Annotated in this window: 19 protein-coding genes; 8 read left to right on the top strand and 11 right to left on the bottom strand. The window is 70.5% G+C overall.

Annotated features, from left to right (window positions below; all coding sequences use genetic code 11):
* Positions 1-89: 89 nt before the first annotated feature.
* The 3 genes from J1C73_RS10565 to ureA all read right to left on the bottom strand — a co-directional run bounded on the left by J1C73_RS10565 (position 90) and on the right by ureA (position 3,569).
* Positions 90-1,115, bottom strand: a complete 1,026-nt coding sequence (locus J1C73_RS10565; protein ID WP_207316114.1) for an agmatine deiminase family protein — start codon at positions 1,113-1,115, stop codon at positions 90-92.
* Between the two features lie 73 nt (positions 1,116-1,188).
* Positions 1,189-2,871 (bottom strand): urease subunit alpha, encoded by a 1,683-nt coding sequence (locus J1C73_RS10560; protein WP_207316113.1) that lies wholly within the window; start codon positions 2,869-2,871, stop codon positions 1,189-1,191.
* Positions 2,871-3,569 (bottom strand): urease subunit gamma, encoded by a 699-nt coding sequence (ureA, locus tag J1C73_RS10555; RefSeq protein WP_207316112.1) that lies wholly within the window; start codon positions 3,567-3,569, stop codon positions 2,871-2,873. The genes J1C73_RS10560 and ureA overlap by 1 nt, the downstream gene beginning before the upstream one ends.
* A gap of 135 nt (positions 3,570-3,704) precedes the next feature.
* Here ureA and J1C73_RS10550 point away from each other — a divergent pair, with 135 nt between their 5' ends.
* Positions 3,705-5,141, top strand: coding sequence for a cytosine permease (locus tag J1C73_RS10550; RefSeq protein WP_207316111.1), 1,437 nt, complete (start codon positions 3,705-3,707; stop codon positions 5,139-5,141).
* 31 nt (positions 5,142-5,172) lie between these two features.
* Here the strand turns inward: J1C73_RS10550 and J1C73_RS10545 are convergent, their stop codons facing one another.
* The 3 genes from J1C73_RS10545 to J1C73_RS10535 all read right to left on the bottom strand — a co-directional run bounded on the left by J1C73_RS10545 (position 5,173) and on the right by J1C73_RS10535 (position 7,532).
* Positions 5,173-6,276, bottom strand: a complete 1,104-nt coding sequence (locus J1C73_RS10545) for an IS630 family transposase (RefSeq protein ID WP_207316110.1) — start codon at positions 6,274-6,276, stop codon at positions 5,173-5,175.
* Positions 6,277-6,453: 177 nt separating this feature from the next.
* Entirely contained in the window at positions 6,454-6,870 is a 417-nt protein-coding gene (locus J1C73_RS10540) for a carboxymuconolactone decarboxylase family protein (protein ID WP_207316109.1), read from the bottom strand.
* Positions 6,867-7,532 carry a class II aldolase/adducin family protein gene (locus tag J1C73_RS10535; RefSeq protein WP_207316108.1) on the bottom strand — a complete coding sequence of 222 codons (666 nt, stop codon included), beginning with the start codon at positions 7,530-7,532 and terminating at the stop codon, positions 6,867-6,869. The genes J1C73_RS10540 and J1C73_RS10535 overlap by 4 nt, the downstream gene beginning before the upstream one ends.
* A gap of 122 nt (positions 7,533-7,654) precedes the next feature.
* On the opposite strand from J1C73_RS10535, the gene J1C73_RS10530 reads away from it, so the two are divergent.
* Positions 7,655-8,038, top strand: coding sequence for a MerR family transcriptional regulator (locus J1C73_RS10530; protein ID WP_207316107.1), 384 nt, complete (start codon positions 7,655-7,657; stop codon positions 8,036-8,038).
* Between the two features lie 137 nt (positions 8,039-8,175).
* Here J1C73_RS10530 and J1C73_RS10525 read toward each other — a convergent pair whose 3' ends face one another.
* The gene (locus J1C73_RS10525; RefSeq protein WP_207316106.1) at positions 8,176-9,423 is read right to left on the bottom strand and encodes a sensor histidine kinase; all 1,248 of its coding nucleotides are present in this window, start codon (positions 9,421-9,423) and stop codon (positions 8,176-8,178) included.
* Positions 9,420-10,076, bottom strand: coding sequence for a response regulator transcription factor (locus J1C73_RS10520; RefSeq protein ID WP_207316105.1), 657 nt, complete (start codon positions 10,074-10,076; stop codon positions 9,420-9,422). The genes J1C73_RS10525 and J1C73_RS10520 overlap by 4 nt, the downstream gene beginning before the upstream one ends.
* Before the next feature lie 161 nt (positions 10,077-10,237).
* On the opposite strand from J1C73_RS10520, the gene J1C73_RS10515 reads away from it, so the two are divergent.
* Genes J1C73_RS10515 through J1C73_RS10500 form a run of 4 tightly spaced genes read left to right on the top strand, consistent with a single transcriptional unit; the run spans position 10,238 to position 13,816 of the window.
* Entirely contained in the window at positions 10,238-10,771 is a 534-nt protein-coding gene (locus J1C73_RS10515; RefSeq protein ID WP_207316104.1) for a hypothetical protein, read from the top strand.
* Positions 10,772-10,773: 2 nt separating this feature from the next.
* On the top strand, positions 10,774-11,901 hold the full coding sequence (locus tag J1C73_RS10510) for a peptidoglycan-binding domain-containing protein (protein ID WP_207316103.1): 1,128 nt from the start codon (positions 10,774-10,776) through the stop codon (positions 11,899-11,901).
* A complete protein-coding gene (locus tag J1C73_RS10505) occupies positions 11,898-12,626 on the top strand; it encodes an ABC transporter ATP-binding protein (RefSeq protein WP_372446673.1) in 729 nt (242 codons plus the stop codon). Before J1C73_RS10510 ends, J1C73_RS10505 begins: the two co-directional genes overlap by 4 nt.
* Positions 12,623-13,816, top strand: a complete 1,194-nt coding sequence (locus tag J1C73_RS10500) for an ABC transporter permease (protein WP_207316102.1) — start codon at positions 12,623-12,625, stop codon at positions 13,814-13,816. The genes J1C73_RS10505 and J1C73_RS10500 overlap by 4 nt, the downstream gene beginning before the upstream one ends.
* Before the next feature lie 460 nt (positions 13,817-14,276).
* Here the strand turns inward: J1C73_RS10500 and J1C73_RS10495 are convergent, their stop codons facing one another.
* Complete coding sequence (locus tag J1C73_RS10495; protein ID WP_207316101.1) at positions 14,277-15,365, bottom strand: branched-chain amino acid aminotransferase; 1,089 nt, start codon at positions 15,363-15,365, stop codon at positions 14,277-14,279.
* Positions 15,366-15,601: 236 nt separating this feature from the next.
* Positions 15,602-16,642: a 3-isopropylmalate dehydrogenase gene (locus J1C73_RS10490; protein WP_207316100.1), complete on the bottom strand. Its 1,041-nt coding sequence runs from the start codon at positions 16,640-16,642 to the stop codon at positions 15,602-15,604.
* A gap of 129 nt (positions 16,643-16,771) precedes the next feature.
* Here J1C73_RS10490 and J1C73_RS10485 point away from each other — a divergent pair, with 129 nt between their 5' ends.
* Positions 16,772-18,352, top strand: a complete 1,581-nt coding sequence (locus tag J1C73_RS10485) for a purple acid phosphatase family protein (RefSeq protein ID WP_207316099.1) — start codon at positions 16,772-16,774, stop codon at positions 18,350-18,352.
* Positions 18,353-18,386: 34 nt separating this feature from the next.
* On the opposite strand, the gene J1C73_RS35465 is transcribed toward J1C73_RS10485, so the two are convergent.
* A complete protein-coding gene (locus J1C73_RS35465; protein ID WP_260146822.1) occupies positions 18,387-18,515 on the bottom strand; it encodes a hypothetical protein in 129 nt (42 codons plus the stop codon).
* A gap of 406 nt (positions 18,516-18,921) precedes the next feature.
* Between J1C73_RS35465 and J1C73_RS10480 the strand changes: the two genes are divergently transcribed.
* Positions 18,922-19,894, top strand: a 973-nt coding sequence (locus tag J1C73_RS10480; protein ID WP_307797658.1) for a glycoside hydrolase family 97 N-terminal domain-containing protein, incomplete at its 3' end; no start/stop codon positions are given.

Below are 19,894 nucleotides of genomic sequence, written 5' to 3'. Positions count from 1 at the left end.
GTGTTGCGCCGCCGGGCGGGGGGCGGGGTCATCGAGCGGCCGGTGCGCTGAGCATCTCGTTCACCCGTACGTTCTACCGGATCCGCCGGTCAGCCGCGTACCGCGGGCTGCTGCTGGGTGATGCAGTGGATGCCGCCGCCGCCCGCGAAGATCGTGCGGGCGTCGACCAGGGTGACGGTGCGTCCGGGGTACAGGCGGCGGAAGATTCCGGCCGCGTTCTCGTCCCGGGGGTCGTTGAAGCCGCACAGGACAACGCCGCCGTTGCAGACGTAGTGGTTGATGTAGGAGTAGTCGACCCAGTGGCCCTTCCCGTCCCGCACCGCGGTCGGGGCCGGGACCTCGACGACCTGGAGGGCGCGGCCCCGCGCGTCGGTCCGGGAGCGGAGCAGTTCCACGTTCTCCTCGCAGAGCCGGTGGTCGGGGTGGGACGGGTCCGGCTGGGTGTGGACGACGACCACTCCGGGTCCGGCGAACGCGGCGACGATGTCGACATGGCCGAGGGTGCCGAAGCCGTGCGGCGGGTAGTCGCCGGTCAGGCCGCGCTTGAGCCAGATCGCCTTCGTGGTGCCGAGCCTGGCGTGGATCTCGGCCTCGACCTGCTCCTTCGTCCAGCCCGGGTTCCGCTCGGGGCCGAGCTGCACGGTCTCGGTGAGCAGTACGGTGCCCTCGCCGTCGACGTGGATGCCGCCGCCCTCGTTGACCAGGGGCGAGCTGTGCACCGGGACCCCGGCGAGGTCCGCGACCTGACGGGCGATCTTCGCGTCGTGCTCCCAGTCGGCCCAGTCCTGCGCGCCCCAGCCGTTGAAGACCCAGTCCACCGCGGCCAGCCGGCTGCCGTCGCTGACGAAGGTCGGCCCGATGTCGCGCATCCAGGCGTCGTCCAGCTCCCGCTCGACCAGCTCGATGTCCGGGCCGAGGAGGGTGCGGGCGTGCTGCGACTGCCCGGTCGGGACGACCATGGTCACCGGCTCGAAGCGGCGTACCGCACGGGCCACGGCGGCCCACGCCGCGCGGGACTCGGCGAGCTCGTCACCGGTGAACGTGGCGTTGGGGCCGGGCCAGGCCATCCAGGTGCGCTCGTGCGGGGCCCACTCGGCCGGCATACGGAAGGTCATGTCGTCGGACTCCTGAAGGCTGTGTGTCGTGAAGCGTGCGTCGTGGAGCAGTGCGTCGTGAAGCGCCGTGCTTCTACAGGAAATAGAGGCGGTTGAGCGAAATCGAGTCGGCGGGGGCGGACCGCACCGGCGCCCCGTCCAGCGTCACCAGACCGCTGTCGCCGTTCACCCCCACCTCCCCGATCCGGGAGTTGAGCCGGAGGTCCGCCGGGCCGATCGAGCGGGTGCCGCGCACCGCGACCCTGCGCCGCCGGGTCGGCATGAGGTCGGAGCCGAGATCGATGGCGGCCTTCGCCACGAAGGCCACCGAGAGATCGGCCGGGGTCGCACCGTGCCCGCCGAACAGCGGTCCCAGGACCAGCGGTTCACAGGTGTCGGTCGCCGCGTTGGGGTCGCCCGTCACTCCCCAGGCGGGGAAGCCCGACTTCAGTACCAGCTGCGGCTTCGCGCCGAAGAACTGCGGCTTCCACAGGACGATGTCGGCGAGCTTGCCCACCTCGATCGAGCCGATCTCGTCGCCGAGACCGTGTGCGATGGCCGGGTTGATCGTCAGCTTCGCGACGTAGCGCAGCACCCGGGCGTTGTCGTCGTGCGGGCCGTCGCCCTCCAGCGGGCCCAGCTCCGCCTTCATCTTGCCGGCCATCGCGAAGGTGCGGCGCACGGTCTCGCCCGCACGCCCCATCCCCTGCGCGTCCGAGGAGGTGATGCCGATCGCGCCGAGGTCGTGCAGCACGTCCTCGGCGCCCATCGTCCCGGCCCTGATCCGGTCGCGCGCCATGGCCGCGTCACCGGGCAGATCCGTCTTCAGGTCATGGACGGAGACGATCATCCCGTAGTGCTCGGCCACCGCGTCCCGGCCGAACGGCAGCGTCGGGTTGGTGGACGAGCCGATGACGTTCCGTACGCCCGCCATCTTCAGCACGTTCGGGACGTGTCCGCCGCCGCACCCCTCGATGTGGAAGGCGTGGATCGTCCGGCCGTCCAGGACGCTCAGGGTGTCCTCGACCGACAGGCATTCGTTGAGGCCGTCCGAGTGCAGGGCGACCTGGACGTCGTGCTCCTCCGCGACCCGCAGGGCGGTGTCGAGGGCGCGGGTGTGCGCGCCCATGTCCTCGTGGACCTTGAAGCCGGACGCGCCGCCCTCGGCGAGCGCCTCCACCAGCGGCGCGTCGTCGGAGGACGAACCGCGGGCCAGGAAGCCGATGTTGACCGGCCAGGCGTCGAAGGCGCTGAACGCGTGGCGCAGCGCCCACGGCGAGTTCACGCCGACGCCCCAGACCGGGCCGAACTCCTGACCGATGACCGTGGTGACGCCGGAGGACAGCGACGCCTCCATGATGCGCGGCGAGAGCAGATGGACATGGGTGTCGACGGCACCGGCGGTGGCGATCAGGCCCTCGCCGGAGACGATGCTGGTGCCCGTACCGACGACGACGTCCACCCCGTCGAGCGTGTCCGGGTTCCCGGCCCGCCCGATCGCGTGGATGCGACCTTCGCGGATGCCGATGGAGACCTTCCGGATGCCCTGGACCGCGTCGATGACCAGCACGTTGCTGATGACGACGTCGCAGGTGTCACGGACGGCGGCGGCCTTGAGGTGCAGCCCGTCGCGCGCGGTCTTGCCGAAGCCGGCCAGGAACTCCTCGCCGTGGCGCTGGCTGTCCGACTCGACGCGCACCACGAGCCCGGAGTCGCCCAGCACGACCCGGTCCCCGGTGCGCGGTCCGTGGACCGACGCGTACTCGTAGGGGTCCATCAGGCGTCGCCCTCCGCTCCGAGATAGCCGCAGGCCACCGCACGTCGCAGGGCCTCCTCCTTCGCACCGGGCGCGTCCAGCGGACCGTCGACGAGACCGGCGAAGCCGATCGCGATCCGGGCGCCGCCGATCGGCAGCAGACCGACCTCGGCCTCGCCGCCCGGGCCGAACCGGACCGACGATCCGGCCGGGACGCACAGCCGCATTCCGTACGCGGCCGCCCGGTCGAAGTCGAGCCGGGGGTTGGCCTCGAAGAAGTGGAAGTGCGAGGTGACGCTGACGGGGACGGTCGCGGTGTTGCGCACGGTCAGCCGCAGCGCGGGTTCCGGTTCGGCGTGCGGCGGGGCCGGCAGCACCGCGCCGGGGGCGCGGTCGCCCAGCCGCGTACCGGCACCGGCGCCTATCGGATCGGTCACCACGGCCAGCCGCGATCCGTCGTCGAAGACGGCCTCCACATGCACCTCGGTGACCACGTCCGCCACTCCGGGCAGCACGTCGTCGGCGCCGAGCACAGCGCGGGCGGCCGCGATCGCCTCCGCGAGCCGCCGCCCGTCGCGGGCCGCCTCGCAGACGGTGTCCGCGACGAGCGCGGTCGCCTCGGGGACATTGAGCCTCAGCCCGCGCGCCCGTCGGGCCCGCGCCAGTTCGGCCGCACCGAAGAGCAGCAGCCGGTCACGCTCGCTCGGGGTCAGTCGCACGTCACCACACCTCCTGTTTGAACATCACTCTAACCATGACTCCACTACATCCGGAATACCGAGACCATTGACGGGTCACACCGGACTACGCCACATTGAGCAGCACTCAAATAGTCGAACGTCAGGGGCGGCCTCATGCCGATCGAACAGCACGGAGTCGACACCATCCCGGAGGCGGAGCGCACCAGCACCCCCCGCGATCTCGTCTCGATCCTGCTCGGATCGAACCTCTGCCTGGGCGTGATCGTCTTCGGCTGGCTCCCGGTCTCCTTCGGCCTGGGGCTGTGGCCCGCGGTGAGCTCGATCGTCGTCGGCACGGTCGTCGGGGTGACGGTCACCGCACCGCTCGCCCTGGTCTCGCTGCGCACGGCGACGAATCTGTCGACCTCCAGCGGCGCGGCCTTCGGGGTACGCGGCCGACTGGTCGGCTCCGTCGTCGGGCTGCTGCTCGCGCTGGGCTATACCGCGCTCACCCTGTGGATCGGCGGTGATGTGATGGTCGGAACCCTGGCCCGCATCGCCGGACTGCCGGCCGACGGCCTCTCGCACACCCTGGTCTACGCGCTCCTGGCCGCCTGCACCGTCGTCGGCGCGGTGTACGGATACCGGCTGCTGCTGCGCCTGAGCAAGATCCTCGCGGTCGGCATGACCGCGCTGCTGCTGACCGGCCTGATCGCCTACGCACCGGGCCTCACGACGGCGGCCCCGCCGGACGCCCCGTATCTGCTCGGCTCGTTCTGGCCCACCTGGGCGCTGTCCGCCGTGGCCGCCGGGCTGAGCGGCCCGATCGCATTCATCACCCTGCTCGGCGACTACACCCGGTACATCTCACCGGTCCGGCACCACCCGCGCCGCGTGCTGCGGGCCACCTGTCTCGGCCTGGCCGTCGGGCTGCTGGTCCCGCAGCTCTTCGGTACGTACACCGCGCTCGCGGCCCGCGCCTCGCTCGACTACGCGGGTCCGCTGGTCGCCGCCGCGCCCGCCTGGTACCTGATCCCGCTGCTCCTGGCCGCCACCGCGGGCTCGGTGGGCAACGCCGGGCTGATGCTCTACTCGATGGGCCTCGACCTGGACGCGATCCTGCCCCGCGCCACCCGGGCACGGGCCACGCTGGTCGTCGCCGGGGTCGCCACGGCGTTCGTGTTCCTGGGCCACTTCGTGTGGAAGGCGCAGTCGGCGATGACGTCGTTCGTGCTGCTGCTCACCGCGATCGGCACGCCCTGGGCGGTCATCACGATGATCTCGCACCTGCGCTGCCGGGGTACGTACGACGCGGAGGCCCTGCAGGTCTACAACCGGGGCACCCGGGGCGGCGTCTACTGGTTCCGGGCCGGCTGGCAGCCGCACGCCACCTTCGGCTGGGCGCTCGGCGCAGCGGTGGGCCTGTGCGGCGTCTCCACCCCGCTCTACGAGGGGCCGCTGCTCGCGCTGACCGGCGGGGTGGACTGCAGCTTCGTGCTGTCGGGGCTGGTGGGCGGGGTGACGTACACCGTCCTGACCCGGCGTGGCCCGCGCGGCGCCGCCGGCCGGGCCCGCGGACGAGCCCGGCCGGCGGCACAGCACACGCCTTAGTGGTCGGCTCCGGAAGTCCTTCGGGGGTTGATCAGGTTAGCGGCGAGGCGGAGGGTTCTTCTTGTCGGTCGGCGGGTGTGTGTCGGTCGAGCCGGGCCAGCAGATCGTCCAGGTCGGTGGTGGTGAACTTCCACTGGAACGGCTGTGCTGTGGCGTTGTAGCGGTCTTCGAATGCTCGGAGCCGGTCCTGGACCCGGGTCAGGCCCGTGAAGTCGTTGGGTTGGACGACCTTGCGCTGGACGATGGAGAAGAAGATCTCGATCTGGTTCATCCAGGAGGCGTGCACGGGGGTGTGGACCATGACGGCGTTCGGAAACGCCGTGGTCAGGCGGTCGGTGGCCTTCTTCCCTCGGTGGGAGGAGCCGTTGTCGACGATCCAGAAGACGCGTTTCGCGCTGGCGTAGGGCTCTGCGGCCATGACCTGGGTGACCAGGGCCATGAAGGGAACGATGCCGGTCTTCGGCTCGCAGCGCCCGAGGACCTTCGCGCGGTGGACGTCGTAGGCGGCCAGGTAGGCCAGCGCGCCGCCGCGGCCGTACTCGTGGTTGACACGCATCGCCCGGGCCTGGCCCGGGGCCAGGGTCGGATGGCAGCGGCAGCGGGCCTGGACGGAGGTCTTCTCGTCGCTGGAGACGACGTACTCGTCCTCGCCCAGCGGGACACCCTCGAACGTCCGGGCGTACAGATCCAGGACACGCCGGGCCTTGGCGCGGAAGTCCGGGTCGCGGATGAAGATCCAGGACCGGTACTGCCAGGGTTTGAGCGCGTCCTGGTGCAACCAGCGGCGCACCGTGGACGCGGAGACGGTCTCGGTGATCCCGCGCGCGGCCAGCTCCGGGCAGGACCAGCGCGAGAGCGGCACCCCGGTCTCGGCGGGTAACTGGCAGGCCAGAGCCTTGGCCTCGGCGACCTGAACGGGAGTGAAGCGGGAGGGACGCCCGCTTCGCCTGCGGTCGGAAAGGCCTGCCAGGCCATGTTCGGCGAACCGGCCGCGCCAGGCGCGAACCGTGTCCAGGTGCAGGCCGGTCTCGCGGGCGATGCGGGCGTTGGAACGCCCGCGAGCCGCCTGCAGGACGACCTGGGCGCGTACCCGCAGTCGGTGCTCGGTCTTGTGGCCGTAGGCGGCCTTCTTCAACCGTGTGCGTTCGACTGCGGTCAGGCGTATCGGGCGGGCGGTGCAGGCGGGCAAGGCAGCCAACCGATCGGCAGAAGTGGACGGTCGGGCGAGTGCGCGGGAGCCACTCCCTGTGGGTTACGCAGGCGAGGCAACCGCGCTCGGTGGCTTCGGCCTTGCCCGCCTGTGTTCAGCTGATTATTGAGACTCTGAACGCGCCGCGCCTTCGCCTGCCTGCTGGAGTTCGGCGACGATTTCGATGCCGAGCGCGTAGGCCGGCGCGCCCGAGGTGAGCAGCGCGCTCTCAGCGACCCCGACGAGGTCGGCGAGAGCGGCTCCGGCGTGGAGTGCGCCGCAGGCGTGCAGTCGGGCGGGATCTGCCCGGCCGAGAGCCAGCAGTTGCCCGAAGTGGACGAGTTGCTGCACCCGCGCCCCGAGGGGATTGTCGGACAGGACGATGCTCCGCAGCGCCGCGAACGTCTCCTCCGTGTGGAGTCGGCCGAAGGTCTGGGCCACACGCAAACGGTCCTGCACGCTGCTCGGGACGGCCCCGTAGGTCTCGCGATAGCGATCCCGTACGGCTTCGAGGCGTTCGCCCAGGGTGTTGTCTGTCATGACGAGACCCGTGCCATCGCCGCGCGGACAGCCTCCAGGGCGCCGTCGGGAAAGTCCACGGCCCCACCGATCGCCATGGCGGCGATCTCGGCCTCGGCGCTCTCCTCGATCGCCGTCAGCAGGTTGGCGGTGTCCGCCGCGTCCGGGCCGAACACCAGCAGGCCGTGGTTGGCCAGCAGCACCGCGGACGTCGTCGGGCGCCGTTCCAGGGCCTGGGCGATGCCGCGCACCGAGACGTCCGATCCGCGTGGCCCCCACGGCACCACCGGTACTTCTTCGGCCTGTCCGAAGCGCAACATCGGCTCGGTGCGGCACGGCAGTGGCCGGTGGGCCACGGCGAAGGCCGTCGCGGCGGGCGAGTGGGTGTGCAGGACCGCGCCCACCTTCGGGCGGGCGCGGTAGACGATGCTGTGCATGGCGACGATCTCGGCGCTGGCCGACTGCAGTCGGCCCCCGAGAACCTGTCCGTCGAAACCGACGATCATCAACTGTTCGGGCCGGAGCCCACAGACGAATCCCGGGGTCAACAGGAAGCGATCGCCATCGAGGCGGGCGCTGAGGTTGGCGTGCCCGGAGTGCGACATCACTCCCGCCGCGAAAAGCTGCTCGGCAACCTCGACCAGGGCGTTGGCCAGGTCCTTCTCATCGTGTGGGGCTGTCATCTCTTCCTCCGCATCATTCGACCGGCGGCCGGCTCGTCCGCCGCCGGTCCTTGCAGAGACCACGCTGCAACTTAAACCAAGGTTTAAGTCAAGCGTCGGTTCGCAGGGGAGAGAGGCAGCACATGCGTGTGACGATCGGTCGGCTCGCCGAGACCACCGGGGTGCCCGCATCGGCTATCCGGTTCTGGGAACGGCACGGCCTGCTGCCTGCCCCTGAGCGTCAGGGCGGACAGCGACGCTACCCGCCCGAGGCCGCGCAGCGGATCACGCTGTTGCGCAAGTTCCAGCAGGCCGGCCTGACTTTGACCGAGATCGGCGAGTTCCAGCAGGACCGGCCGCGCAGGCAGGCGATGATCCGGAGCAAGCTCGGGGAGATCGAGCAACGCATGATCGATCTCGACCATGCCCACCAGCTCATGGCACACGCCCTACTGTGCAGCAAAGCAGACATTCTCACCTGCGCGACGTTCCAGCAGCAGATGGCCACCCGGCGTCCGTCCCCATGAGCGGCCGACGGGGCCATGCGGTGCCTGCTGGTGGCGAGCAAAACTCGATGCCGCCGAATACTCTCGACGCGGAACACTGAGAGTGACTTTTCTGGTCAGCGACTCGGGATACAGTGCGCGCCTTGTACCGGCGGAGATCAGATGTTCCGAAGCGTTGGATTCTCAAAGGCCGGACTCTGCGGGACCTGTTCCATTTGTGTGGTGGGCAGTTCGACTCGGACGGTGAGGCCGCCGTCGGGGCGTGGGGTGGCGGTGAGCTCGCCGTGGTGGGTCAGGGTGATCGCCCGGACCACGGCCAGTCCCAGCCCGGAGCCGTCGCTGCGGTGTTCCCGACCGCGCTGGAACGGTTCGAAGAGGGCGGGGAGTTCGTCCGGTTCCAGCACCGGGCCGGTGTTGCCGACCTCGATGAAGGCAAGGCCGCCGACGGTGCCGGTGGTCACCGTCGCCGCGCCGTCACGGTGGTTGTGCCGCACCGCGTTGGCCAGCAGGTTCAGTGCGATCTGCCGCAGCAGCGAGGGGTCGCCCGCGACCGGGGCGGGCGCCGGATCGACGGTGATCCGGATGCCCGCAGTCCGGGCCTCGTCGGCCAGATCCGCCAAGGCGTCCCTGGCGGCGTCCTTGAGGTCGACCGGATGCGGCGTCAGCTGCCCGCTCTCGCCACGTGCCAGTGTCAGCAGTGCCGCGATCAGGCGTTCACTGCGCGCGTTGGCGTCCAGCGCACGCTGGACGGCGGGTCTCAGGTCGGCCGGGACCCGGCCTTGGGCGAGTGGGATCTCCAGGGCGGTGCGCTGGAGGGTGAGCGGGGTGCGCAGTTCGTGCGAGGCGTGGGAGGTGAAGCGGCGCTGGGCGGTGAAGCTGCGGTCCAGGCGGTCGAGCATGGTGTCGAAGGTGTTGCCGAGTTCGCGGACCTCGTCGTGCGGGCCGGTCAGGCCGAGCCGTTCGTCCAGGGTGCTGCCGGTACTGATCCGCCGGGCCGCCGCAGTGACCTGGCTGAGGCGGTGCAGTGAGCGGCTGCTGCCCCACCAGGCGAGCAGTCCGGCGAGTGCGGTGAAGACGGCGAGCAGCAGCAGGGAGCGCAGCAGCAGATCACTGAGGACGGTGTGCTGAAAGTCCTCGAAGCGCTGGGCGGGACTGGTGAGTGAGGCGGGGATCGAGGGGCCTTGCGGGGTGGCGGTGGGGCTCGGCTCCGTCTGGGCGGGAGCGAGCACGCTCTCGGGTTCGATGCGGTGGCGGTTGTCTTTCAGGAGTTGGCGAGCGCTCAGCCAGTTCAGCAGGAGCAGTCCGCTGCCGAGGACTGCGAAGACCGTCGTGGTCATCAGGGTCAGTCGGCCGCGCAGGGGCAGTCCGTGCAGCGAGAGGCGGCGACCGGTCCGGGCTCGGTTCACAGTCGGTACCCGTAGCCGGGGTCGTTGGTGATCAGTGGCGGGTCGCCGAGCTTGCGGCGCAGCGAGTGGACGGTGACCCGGACGGCGGTGGTGGCCGGGTCCAGTGCCGCGTCCCACAGGCTGTCCCGCAGCTGCTCGGTGTGGATCGGAGCGCCGTCCGCGGCCAGCAGCAGTTCCAGCACTCCGAGCTCCTTGGGGGTCAGCTTCAGTGGCCGGCCGTCGCGTTCGGCGACCCTGCGTACGGTGTCCAGGTTGACGCCGTGCCTGCTCAGCACGGTGGCGCTGCTGCCGGCAGGGGAGCGGCGGCCCAGCGCGCGCAGCCGGGCTATCAGCTCCAGGTACGAGAAGGGTTTGGCCAGGTAGTCGTCGGCGCCCTGGCCGAGGCCGTCGACCAGGTCGGCGAGGGCGCCGGCGGCGGTGAGCATCAGGATTCTGGCCGGGTAGCCGGCTGTGTTCAGGGCCCGGCAGACGGCGTCCCCGCTCAGGGTGGGCAGGTGCCGGTCCAGGAGCAGGACGTCGTACTCGGCGGCGGCCGTCATTTCGAGCGCGCGGGCGCCGTCGTGGGCGACCTCGCAGACCATTCCCTCGGCGCGCAGGCCCTCGGCGAGCATCGTGGCCAGGTCCACCTCGTCCTCGACGATCAGCACTCGCATTCTGTTCCACTCCACTCCACTCGCTCTGCCCTGCCCTGCCCTGGTCAACGATGCCTCGGCAGGCGTTAGCCAGCGGTTAGGCACACACTCACCCGTGCATAACTCGTCGGTCCGTAGGAATGGCGGAGGTCAATGTCGACGCCCAGCAGGGAGAGCAGGAAATGCGTACCAAGACCATACGAACCGTACTGGCGGCGGCCGCCGTGACGGCGGCGCTGGTGATGACCGGATGCTCCTCACAGGACACGGCGCCCAACGTGGCCGGGGGCGACAGCACGGGGAAGAGCAAGCCGCAGGACGACAACGCGGTCCGACGGGCCTGGGTGGACTGCATGCACAAGCAGGGGCAGACCAGCGTCGAGCAGGACAAGGACGGCAACATCACCTTCCCGGCCTCGGGCACCGATACCGAAAGCCCCGGCTCGGCCAACGGCCTCGACGCGGCGAGCAAGGTCTGCGACGCCAAGGTCCCCGGCATCCACCAGGTCCAGCAGAAGGGCAACGAGAAGTTCGTCGAACAGGCGCGCGCCTTTGTCGCGTGCGCGCGGAAGAACGGCTACGCGGACATCCCTGACCCCGACCCCAAGACCGGCATCCTCATATTCCCGGCGAAATCGCTCAATACCGCCAAATGGGACGCCATCCAGCCGGCCTGCGGCAAGCTCCCGATGCCCGGCTACTCGATCGGTCAGTGATCATGAGCCGCACTGTTGAGACCAACGCCCCCGCCGGCACCTCGCCCGCCCCCGCGCGGAAGAAGCACCGTAAGGCCGTCGTCGCGCTCGTCCTGGTCGCCGCGCTCGGCGGCTCGGGTGCGCTCGCCGCGATCCGCCCCTGGGAGCAGCACGGCACCGCCTCCGCGCAGCCGCCCGTCAGCCACGGCACCGTCGCGGTGCAGAAGGGCTCGCTGTCCACCGGCATTCAGGTCGGCGGCGCGCTCAGCTACAGCACCCCGACCCCCGTCATCACCTCCGGCCATGGAACCATCACCGCTCTGCCCGCCGTCGGTGCCGTCGTCAAGGCGGGAGCGAAGTTGTACGAGGTCGACGGGCGGCCCGTGGTGCTGCTCACCGGGGACCGGCCGATGTGGCGCGACCTCGGCCCCGACATCAGTGACGGGCCCGACGTCGAACAGCTCAAGCGCAACCTGATCAGGCTCGGCTACGCCGACGGACTCGGCCTGACGGCCGACCAGAAGTTCACCCGTGCCACCGTCATCGCCGTCAAGCGCTGGCAGAAGGCCCTCGGTGAGAAGCAGACGGGGACGGTATCGCTCGGCAGTGTCGTCATGCTGCCGCAGGCGGCCGTGCGGGTGCAGCAGCTCGGCGCGCAGCTCGGCTCGGTCCTCGGGGCCACCGCGGTCATGACCGTGTCCGGCACCGACCTGGTCGCCACCGCGCAGCCCGCCGACAACCAGCTCTCCCAGTTCAAGCCCAACGGCCGGGTGACGGTGAAGCTGGCCGACGGCAGCACCATCGACGGACGCATTCGCTCACTGGTCCGCGGCGGTACCGGCGAAGGCGGGGACAACGGCTCAGACGGCGCGGACAAGACCACCGTCACCATCGCGCTGGACCACCAGCGGCAGGCCAAGCAGGCCGGGCCCTCCTCCGTGACCGTCACCGTCGTCGGCGAGACCGTCAGCGACGCGCTCATCGTCCCCGTCACCGCGCTGCTCGCCCTGGACGGCGGCGGCTACGGAGTCCAGGTCGTCTCCGGCGCCACCACCCGGCTGGTCAGGATCCAGCTGGGACTGGTCGCCGACGCCAAGGCGCAGATCACCGGGGACGTCCAAGCCGGCGCCCAGGTGGTGATCCCGAAGTGATACCCCATCAGCCACCGGGCAGGGCACCCGTGCTGGAACTCTCCGGCATCACCAAGGAGTACCCGGGATCACCGCCGCTGCGCATCCTGCACGGCATCGACCTCACCGTCGAAGCCGGGGAACTCCTCGCCGTCGTCGGCCCCTCCGGCTCCGGCAAGTCCACCCTCCTCGCGCTGCTCGGCTCCCTCGACCGGCCCACCGCGGGGAAGCTGCACTTCGAAGGACGCGACCTGTCCGCGCTCTCCGACCCCGAACTGGCCGCCCTGCGCGCCCACCGGATCGGCTTCGTCTTCCAGCAGTTCTTCCTGCTGTCCGGGCTCACCACGGTCGAGAACGTCGCCACCGGCCTCCTCTACAGCGGCGTCCCCGCCTCACTCCGGCGCTCCAGAGCCGCCGAAGCCCTGCGCGAGGTGGGCCTCGGGCACCGGCTCCGCCACCACCCCGACCAGCTCTCCGGTGGCGAGAAGCAGCGCGTCGCCATCGCCCGCGCCCTCGTCGGCCGCCCCGCACTGCTGCTCGCCGACGAACCCACCGGGGCCCTGGACAGCGTCTCCGGCGCCGCCGTCGTCGAGCTGCTGCGCACCCTGAACGCCAACGGCACCACGGTCGTCGTCATCACCCACGACCGCGAGCTGGCCGCCTCCTTCCCCCGGCGAATCGCCCTCCACGACGGCCGCATCGACTCCGACGAACGCGGCCCGCACCCCGCAGGAGCTGTCCGATGACACCACCCCTGCGCCGCACCCGGCTACGCCCGACGGACATGCTGCGCCTCGGCATGATCGGACCACGCACGCGCAAGATGCGCTCCGCCCTGTCCGCGCTCGGCATCTCCCTGGGCATCGCCGCCGTCATCGCCGTGACCGGGATCTCCGCCTCCAACCAGGCACACCTGCTGGAGCGCCTGGACCGGCTCGGCTCCAACCTGATCACCGTCGCCCCCGGCAACGGCCCCGACCAGAAGCCGGTGCCGCTGCCTCCCACGGCCGAGAAGATGCTCGCCAACATCGCCCCCGTGCAACAGGTCACCGCGACCGGGGCCACCAAAGCCCAGGTCTACCGCAACGACCTGGTCCCGGCGCAGCAGACCAACAGCCTCACCGTGCTGGCCGCCCGGCTCAACCTGCTCGACGTCCTGCACGCCACCCTGCAGAGCGGGCACTGGCTGGACAAGGCGAGCGAGAACCTCCCGATGACCGTGCTCGGCGACCAGGCCGCACTCCGGCTCGGCGTGACCGCGCCGGGCGAGCGGGTCTGGCTGGGCGGACAGTGGTTCGTCGTCACCGGAATCCTGGCCCCGAACGAGCTCGCACCCGAGCTCGGCACCGCCGCCCTGGTCGGCTGGCCCGAGGCCACCGCCCACCTGGGCGCGGACGGCACCGCCGCCATGGTCTACCTCAGGGCCTACCCCGAACGCGTCCCTGACGTACAGACCGTTGCCGGAGCCACCGCCGATCCCGCCAACCCGAGCACGGTCGCCGTCAGCCGCCCTTCCGACCTGTACACGGCACGGGCCGAGACCAAGAACTCCCTCACCGGGCTGGTCCTCGCCCTCGCTGCGGTCGCCCTGCTCGTGGGCGGCGTCGGCATCGCCAACACCATGGTGGTGGGAGTGATGGAACGCCGCGGCGAGGTCGGACTGCGCCGCGCGCTGGGCGCCCGAGGCGGCCAGATCGCCGTTCAGTTCCTCATCGAGGCCGTACTGATGGGCCTCATCGGAGGAGTCGGCGGGCTGTTCGTGGGCGGCCTCGCGGTCTACGGCTACGCCCTCGCACAGGGCTGGCCCGCCTCCATCCCGCTCTACACGGTCATCGCCGGCCCGCTGGTGTCGGTACTGGTCGCAGCCGTCGCCGGAATCTACCCGGCACTGCGCGCAGCCAGGGTGTCCCCGACAGACGCCCTGCGCTCGGCCTGACCGGCGGCGCCGGAGACGCCGAGGTCGCAGACTGGGCCCGACTACGCGGACATGGCGTCCGCCGATGTCCATGCGCCGCTTCTCCGGACCCATGTAAACCCGTACGGGCGATTCAAGCTCGACATGAGTTCGCACCCGGAGATCCCGCGTCTCGCCGCTCCCCGGCCACGCACCGTGCCCGGGAGCGGCGCCGGTCGACGGCCCTCATCTCTCCGCAGTCGACGCACTGGTGCCGCGGACGGTCGCCGCGGTTCAGCCCGCTGATAGCAGGCACTACAAACCGGGCGCCCGTCCTCTTCCCGGACGGTGATCCTCCGGGTGATGCCGCAGAGGGAGCACGGCTCCGCGCGAGCCCGGCTGCGGCCGCGTCCGACCGCTTCCCCGCACCCCGAAACGGCGATCCAGGACCCACACATGACCTGACCTCACGTCAACCCCCGAGGGATCCGGAGCCGACCACTTAGCCGAGCGGGTGCATCCAGCCGTGGGTGTCCTCGGCGGTGCCGCGCTGGATGTCCAGCAGGCGCTCGCGCAGCTTGACGGTGACCGGGCCGGGCGTGCCGTCGCCCTGGACCCACTCGCCGCCGGCGCTCTTCACGATGCCGACGGGGGTGATGACGGCGGCGGTGCCGCAGGCGAAGACCTCGGTGAGCGTGCCGTTCGCCGAGTCGTCGCGCCACTGGTCGATCGAGACGCGGCTCTCCTCGGACGCGTGACCGAGGTCCCGCGCGAGCTTGAGGAGCGAGTCACGGGTGATGCCGGCGAGGAGCGAGCCGGTCAGCGCCGGGGTGACGATCCGGTCCCCGTACACGAAGTACAGGTTCATCCCACCGAGCTCCTCGACCCACTTGTGCTCGACGGCGTCGAGGTAGGCGACCTGGTCGCAGCCCTTCGCGGCGGCCTCGGCCTGGGCGAGCAGGGACGCGGCGTAGTTGCCGCCGGTCTTGGCGTCACCCATGCCGCCGGGGACGGCGCGCACCCGGTCCTCGGAGAGCCAGATGGAGACCGGCTTCACACCGCCGGGGAAGTAGGCGCCGGCCGGTGAGGCGATCACCAGGAAGAGGTACTCGTTGGCGGGCCGCACACCGAGGCCGACCTCGGTCGCGATCATGAACGGGCGCAGGTACAGCGACTCCTCGCCGCCGTGCTCCGGGACCCAGGCCGCGTCCTGCCGGACGAGCGCGTCGCAGGCCTCGACGAACGTCTCGACGGGCAGCTCCGGCATGGCGAGCCGGCGCGCGGAGGACCGGAAGCGCTCGGCGTTGGCCTCGGGGCGGAAGGTGGCGACCGAGCCGTCGGGCTGACGGTAGGCCTTGAGGCCCTCGAAGATCTCCTGGCCGTAGTGCAGCGTCATGTTGGCCGGGTCGATCGACAGCGGCGCGTACGGGACGAGCTGGGCGTCGTGCCAGCCGCGGCCTTCGGTCCACTTGATCGTCACCATGTGGTCGGTGAAGTAGCGGCCGAATCCGGGCTTGACCAGGATCGCCTCGCGCTCCGCGTCGGACAGCGGGTTCGAGGAGGGCTTGAGCTCGATCGTGGGCGTCGTCATGAGTACGTGTCCTTCACGGTTGTGTGTGTAGGACCGCGCCCACGCCCACTCGTGCCGGACAAGTGCTAGGACGTCCGAGCTTCATGGCGAGCCACGGCCCGTTCGATTATCTCTCGCGGGAGGCCGTGCACGAAATGACGTGTGTGCGGTCCAGGGTTCGATGGTGACACCCGGGGCCGCACAGGAGAAGCCGCCGGGTGCCTGTGGGACCCGGCGGCTTTGAGGCAGTCGTCGGATCAGCCCGCTACGCGTACCGCGAGCGCGTCACCGATCTCCTCGGTGCTGCGTGCGGTCCCCTGGCGCTCCGCGAGGTCGGCGGAGACCGCGTCCTCGATGCGCACGGCCTGGGCCTCGTAGCCGAGGTGGCGCAGCAGGAGGGCGACGGAGAGGATCGTCGCGGTCGGGTCGGCCTTGCCCTGGCCCGCGATGTCGGGGGCGGAGCCGTGGACGGGCTCGAACATCGACGGGAAGGCGCCCGTCGGGTTGATGTTGCCCGAGGCGGCCAGGCCGATACCGCCGGAGACGGCCGCGGCGAGGTCGGTCAGGATGTCACCGAAGAGGTTGTCGGTGACGATGACGTCGAAGCGCTCCGGCTGGGTGACGAAGAAGATCGTCGCGGCGTCGACGTGCAGATAGTCGGTGGTGACCTGGGGGTACTCGGCCGCCACCTTGTCGAAGGTGTTCTTCCACAGGTGGCCCGCGTACACGAGGACGTTGTTCTTGTGGACCAGCGTCAGCTTCTTGCGCGGACGGGCGGCGGCCCGCTCGAAGGCGTCACGCACGACCCGCTCGACACCGAAGGCGGTGTTGAGGCTGACCTCGGTGGCGACCTCGTGCTCGGTACCGGTGCGCAGCGAACCGCCGTTGCCGGTGTACGGACCCTCGGTGCCCTCGCGGACGACGACGAAGTCGATGTCCGGACGGCCGGCCAGCGGGGTCTCGGTGTTCGGGAACAGCTTCGACGGCCGCAGGTTGATGAAGTGGTCGAAGGCGAAACGCAGCTTCAGCAGCAGCCCGCGCTCCAGGACGCCGGACGGCACCGAGGGGTCACCGATCGCGCCGAGCAGGATGGCGTCGTGGCCCTTGAGGGCTTCCAGCTCCGCGTCCGGGAGGGTTTCACCGGTGCGGTGCCAGCGCTGGGCGCCGAGGTCGTACTCCTTGGTCTCCAGCTTCACATCCTGCGGGAGAACAGCGTTGAGGACCTTGAGGCCCTGGGCCACGACCTCCCGGCCGATACCGTCACCGGGGATCACTGCGAGATTGATGCTGCGAGACATGTCCGCACCCTACTGCGCGTCCCACCCCATGACACGTAGCGTCCACCATACGGACACATGGGGAGTTGTACGTGTACCGTTCACCCACTCGCCGGGACGGCGTCAGCGGGCGGGTGGAGGTTGTCGCCCATGGACATCCCCCGCTTCGGAATCCCCGAGAAGCTCGCCGACCGCATGAGCATGGCCGAGCAGCACGACTATCTGCGCACCCGGCTGACCCGTCGCGGCGTGCTGCGCACCAGCGTGGCCACCGCCGCCGTCGCCGGTGCCGGTCTCGGCACCTCGCTGACCGCCTCGGCCTCTTCGCCGGCGTATGCCGCGCCGACGGTACTCACCTCGCACAGCACCACCCGGGTGGACGGTTTGCTGGTCGCCCCGTTCGGCCGGCACCTGGCCTACGGCGCCGACCCGAGGACACAGATGGCGGTCTCCTGGCAGGTCCCGTTCGCCGTGCGGCGGCCGTACATCCGGATCGGCCTCAAGCCGTGGGCGCTGAGCCGGAAGATCGACGCAGAGGTGCGCCACCTCACCACGCCGCGGCTGAACGACGGCAAGATCGCGGCCGCCGAGCAGTTCTACGTGCACGCGGGCCTGGAGCGGCTGAAGCCCGGCACGACGTACTACTACGGCGTCGGCCACGACGGTTTCGACCCGGCCGACACCCGCAACCTGGGCACGCTCGGCACCTTCACCACCGCGCCCGCACGTGCCGGGAACTTCACCTTCACCGCCTTCGGCGACCAGGGCGTCAGCTATCACGCACTCGGCAACGACCAGCTGATCCTGGGCCAGAACCCCGCCTTCCACCTGCACGCGGGCGACATCTGCTACGCCGACCCGTCGGGCTCCGGCCAGACGAGCGACACCTACGACGCCCGCACCTGGGACCAGTTCCTGGCACAGACGGAGACCGTGTCGAAGACCGTGCCGTGGATGGTGACCACCGGCAACCACGACATGGAGGCCTGGTACTCGCCGGACGGCTACGGCGGCCAGAACGCCCGCTGGACGCTGCCGGACAACGGCCCGGACCCGGTGAACCAGCCCGGCGCGTACTCCTTCGTGCACGGCAACGTGGGCGTGATCGCGCTCGACGCCAATGACGTCTCGTACGAGATCCCCGCCAACTTCGGCATCAGCGGCGGCAAGCAGACGCGCTGGCTGGACCGGCGCCTGGGCGAGCTGCGGGCGCGCCACGACATCGACTTCCTGGTGGTCTTCTTCCACCACTGCGCCTTCTCCACGACCAACGCGCACGCCTCGGACGGCGGGGTGCGGGACGCGTGGGTGCCGCTCTTCGAGAAGCACCAGGTGGACCTGGTCATCAACGGTCACAACCACGTCTACGAGCGCACCGACGCGATCCTGGGGAACGCGGTCCAGCGCAAGGTGCCGATCGGCGAGCGCACCGACCCGACGCGGGACGGCATCGTGTACGTCACCGCGGGCGGCGCGGGCAAGGCCCTGTACGACTTCCCGGCACCGGACAGCTACGAGGGACATGTCACGAGCCTGGAGAGCGTGAACACGTACCAGGTGGTCAAGGGCGGCGGAAGGGCCACCGAGACCGTCGAGTGGTCACGGGTGCGCTACACCGGTTTCTCGTTCCTCGCGGTGGAGGTGGAGGCCGGCCGGCACGCCAGGATGAAGGTCACCGCGCTCGCCGAGTCCGGCGAGCGCATCGACCACTTCGAGATCAGCCGCGGCTGATCGGCACGTCACCGCCGGGCCGCGGCGGGCCCGGTCAGTGACCGGTCGAGCCGCCGTTGTCCCTGCGGTCGAGGGCACGCTGCAGGGCGGCGGCGGCGTTCTGGCGCTCCGACTCGGTCGGGCGGTGGGCGTGACGGACGCGGCGGACAATGGTCTCGGCCATGATGGATCGACTCCCTGAGATCGCGAGGATTTCGAGATCGGAACTTCGTGAACGGTGATTTCGAGATCGGTGATTTCGAGGTGCCGGAAGGGGCGGGAGCGGGCGCCGCAGGGGTTACCTGCATCGGGGCACGCGCTCACAACGCCAGTCGCTGGTTCCAGCGAGACGTTCGGCTTCTTCAAAGCTAGGGCAGTCCGGCCGTTCTGTCTCCACAATTACTCGGACTTCCTACTATCTGAGACGGGGGTTTGGCTCAGCCGGCGCGCAGCTCCCGTCTGCCCGCGTTCATTGATCCGACGTATCCGACGCCTGAGCCCTTGACGCCCCCTCGATCCGCCGCCATCCTCCCAGTCATCGGACTAATGGTCAGGTCTGTGAACGATGAGCCTGCGGACTGGGAGAAATCGTGTCACTGCGCACACCATGGAGAAACCGGATCGGGACGCTGTCGGTGGTGCTGTGCGGCGCACTCGCGTCGACCCTGCTGACGGCCACCGGCGCACACGCCGGGGAGAGCACCTGGACGGTACGCGAGCAACGCGACGGACCCCGAGCCGAGCTGCGGCTCGACCCGGCCGGGGCGCTGAGCCTGGCGGTGTCCGGCCGGGGCGGGACAGTCATCGCCCCGTCTCCCGTGGGGATCGTCACCGAGCGGGCCGATCTCTCCTCGGGACTGGAGTTCACCGGCCGCAGCGACCGCTCGATCGGCGGGACGTACCGTACCGACGCGGGGAAGACCCGCAGTCGCACCGTCCGCATGCGTGAATCCCGCTTCCGCTTCCGCACCGCCGCGGGAGCCCGGCTCGACCTGCTCGTCCGGGCCTCCGCCGACGGGATCGCCTACCGCTACGCGCTTCCCGGCGACACGGGCGACGTCCTGCGCGAGGCCTCCGCGTTCATCCTGCCCGAGGGCGCTTCGGCCTGGCTCGGCAACTACCGCAAGGACAACGAGAACCTCTTCAAGGCGTACTCCGCCGCGGACGCCCCGGCCAGCGAGTACATGATGCAGGGGCTGTTCCGTACCGGGGGCGGCTATGCCCTGGTCGCCGAATCCGACCTCACCGGCGGCTACTCGGGCGCCCGGCTGGCCCATGACGCGGGCTCGTCCACCTACCGCGTCAAGCTGTGGGACGAGCGGGTCCGGGTGCGGGGCGCGCTCACCACGCCCTGGCGGGCCGTGATCACCGGCGATCTGGCGACCGTCACCGAGTCGACCTTCACCGACGATCTCGCCCCGGCCTCCAAGGTCCGCGACACCTCCTGGATCAAGCCGGGCCGGGCCCTGTGGACCTGGCTCGCGGGCGGGCGCGTAGTCGACGTACCCCTTCTGCATCTGAAGGCTCTGCCCTGCCGGACGCCCGCCCGCGAGCCAGGTCCAC

The organism is Streptomyces laculatispora (genome assembly GCF_017353455.1).
Lineage (GTDB): Bacteria > Actinomycetota > Actinomycetes > Streptomycetales > Streptomycetaceae > Streptomyces > Streptomyces laculatispora.
The sequence above is the reverse complement of the archived record's forward strand: the minus strand, read 5'-3'. Positions and strand labels throughout refer to the sequence as shown.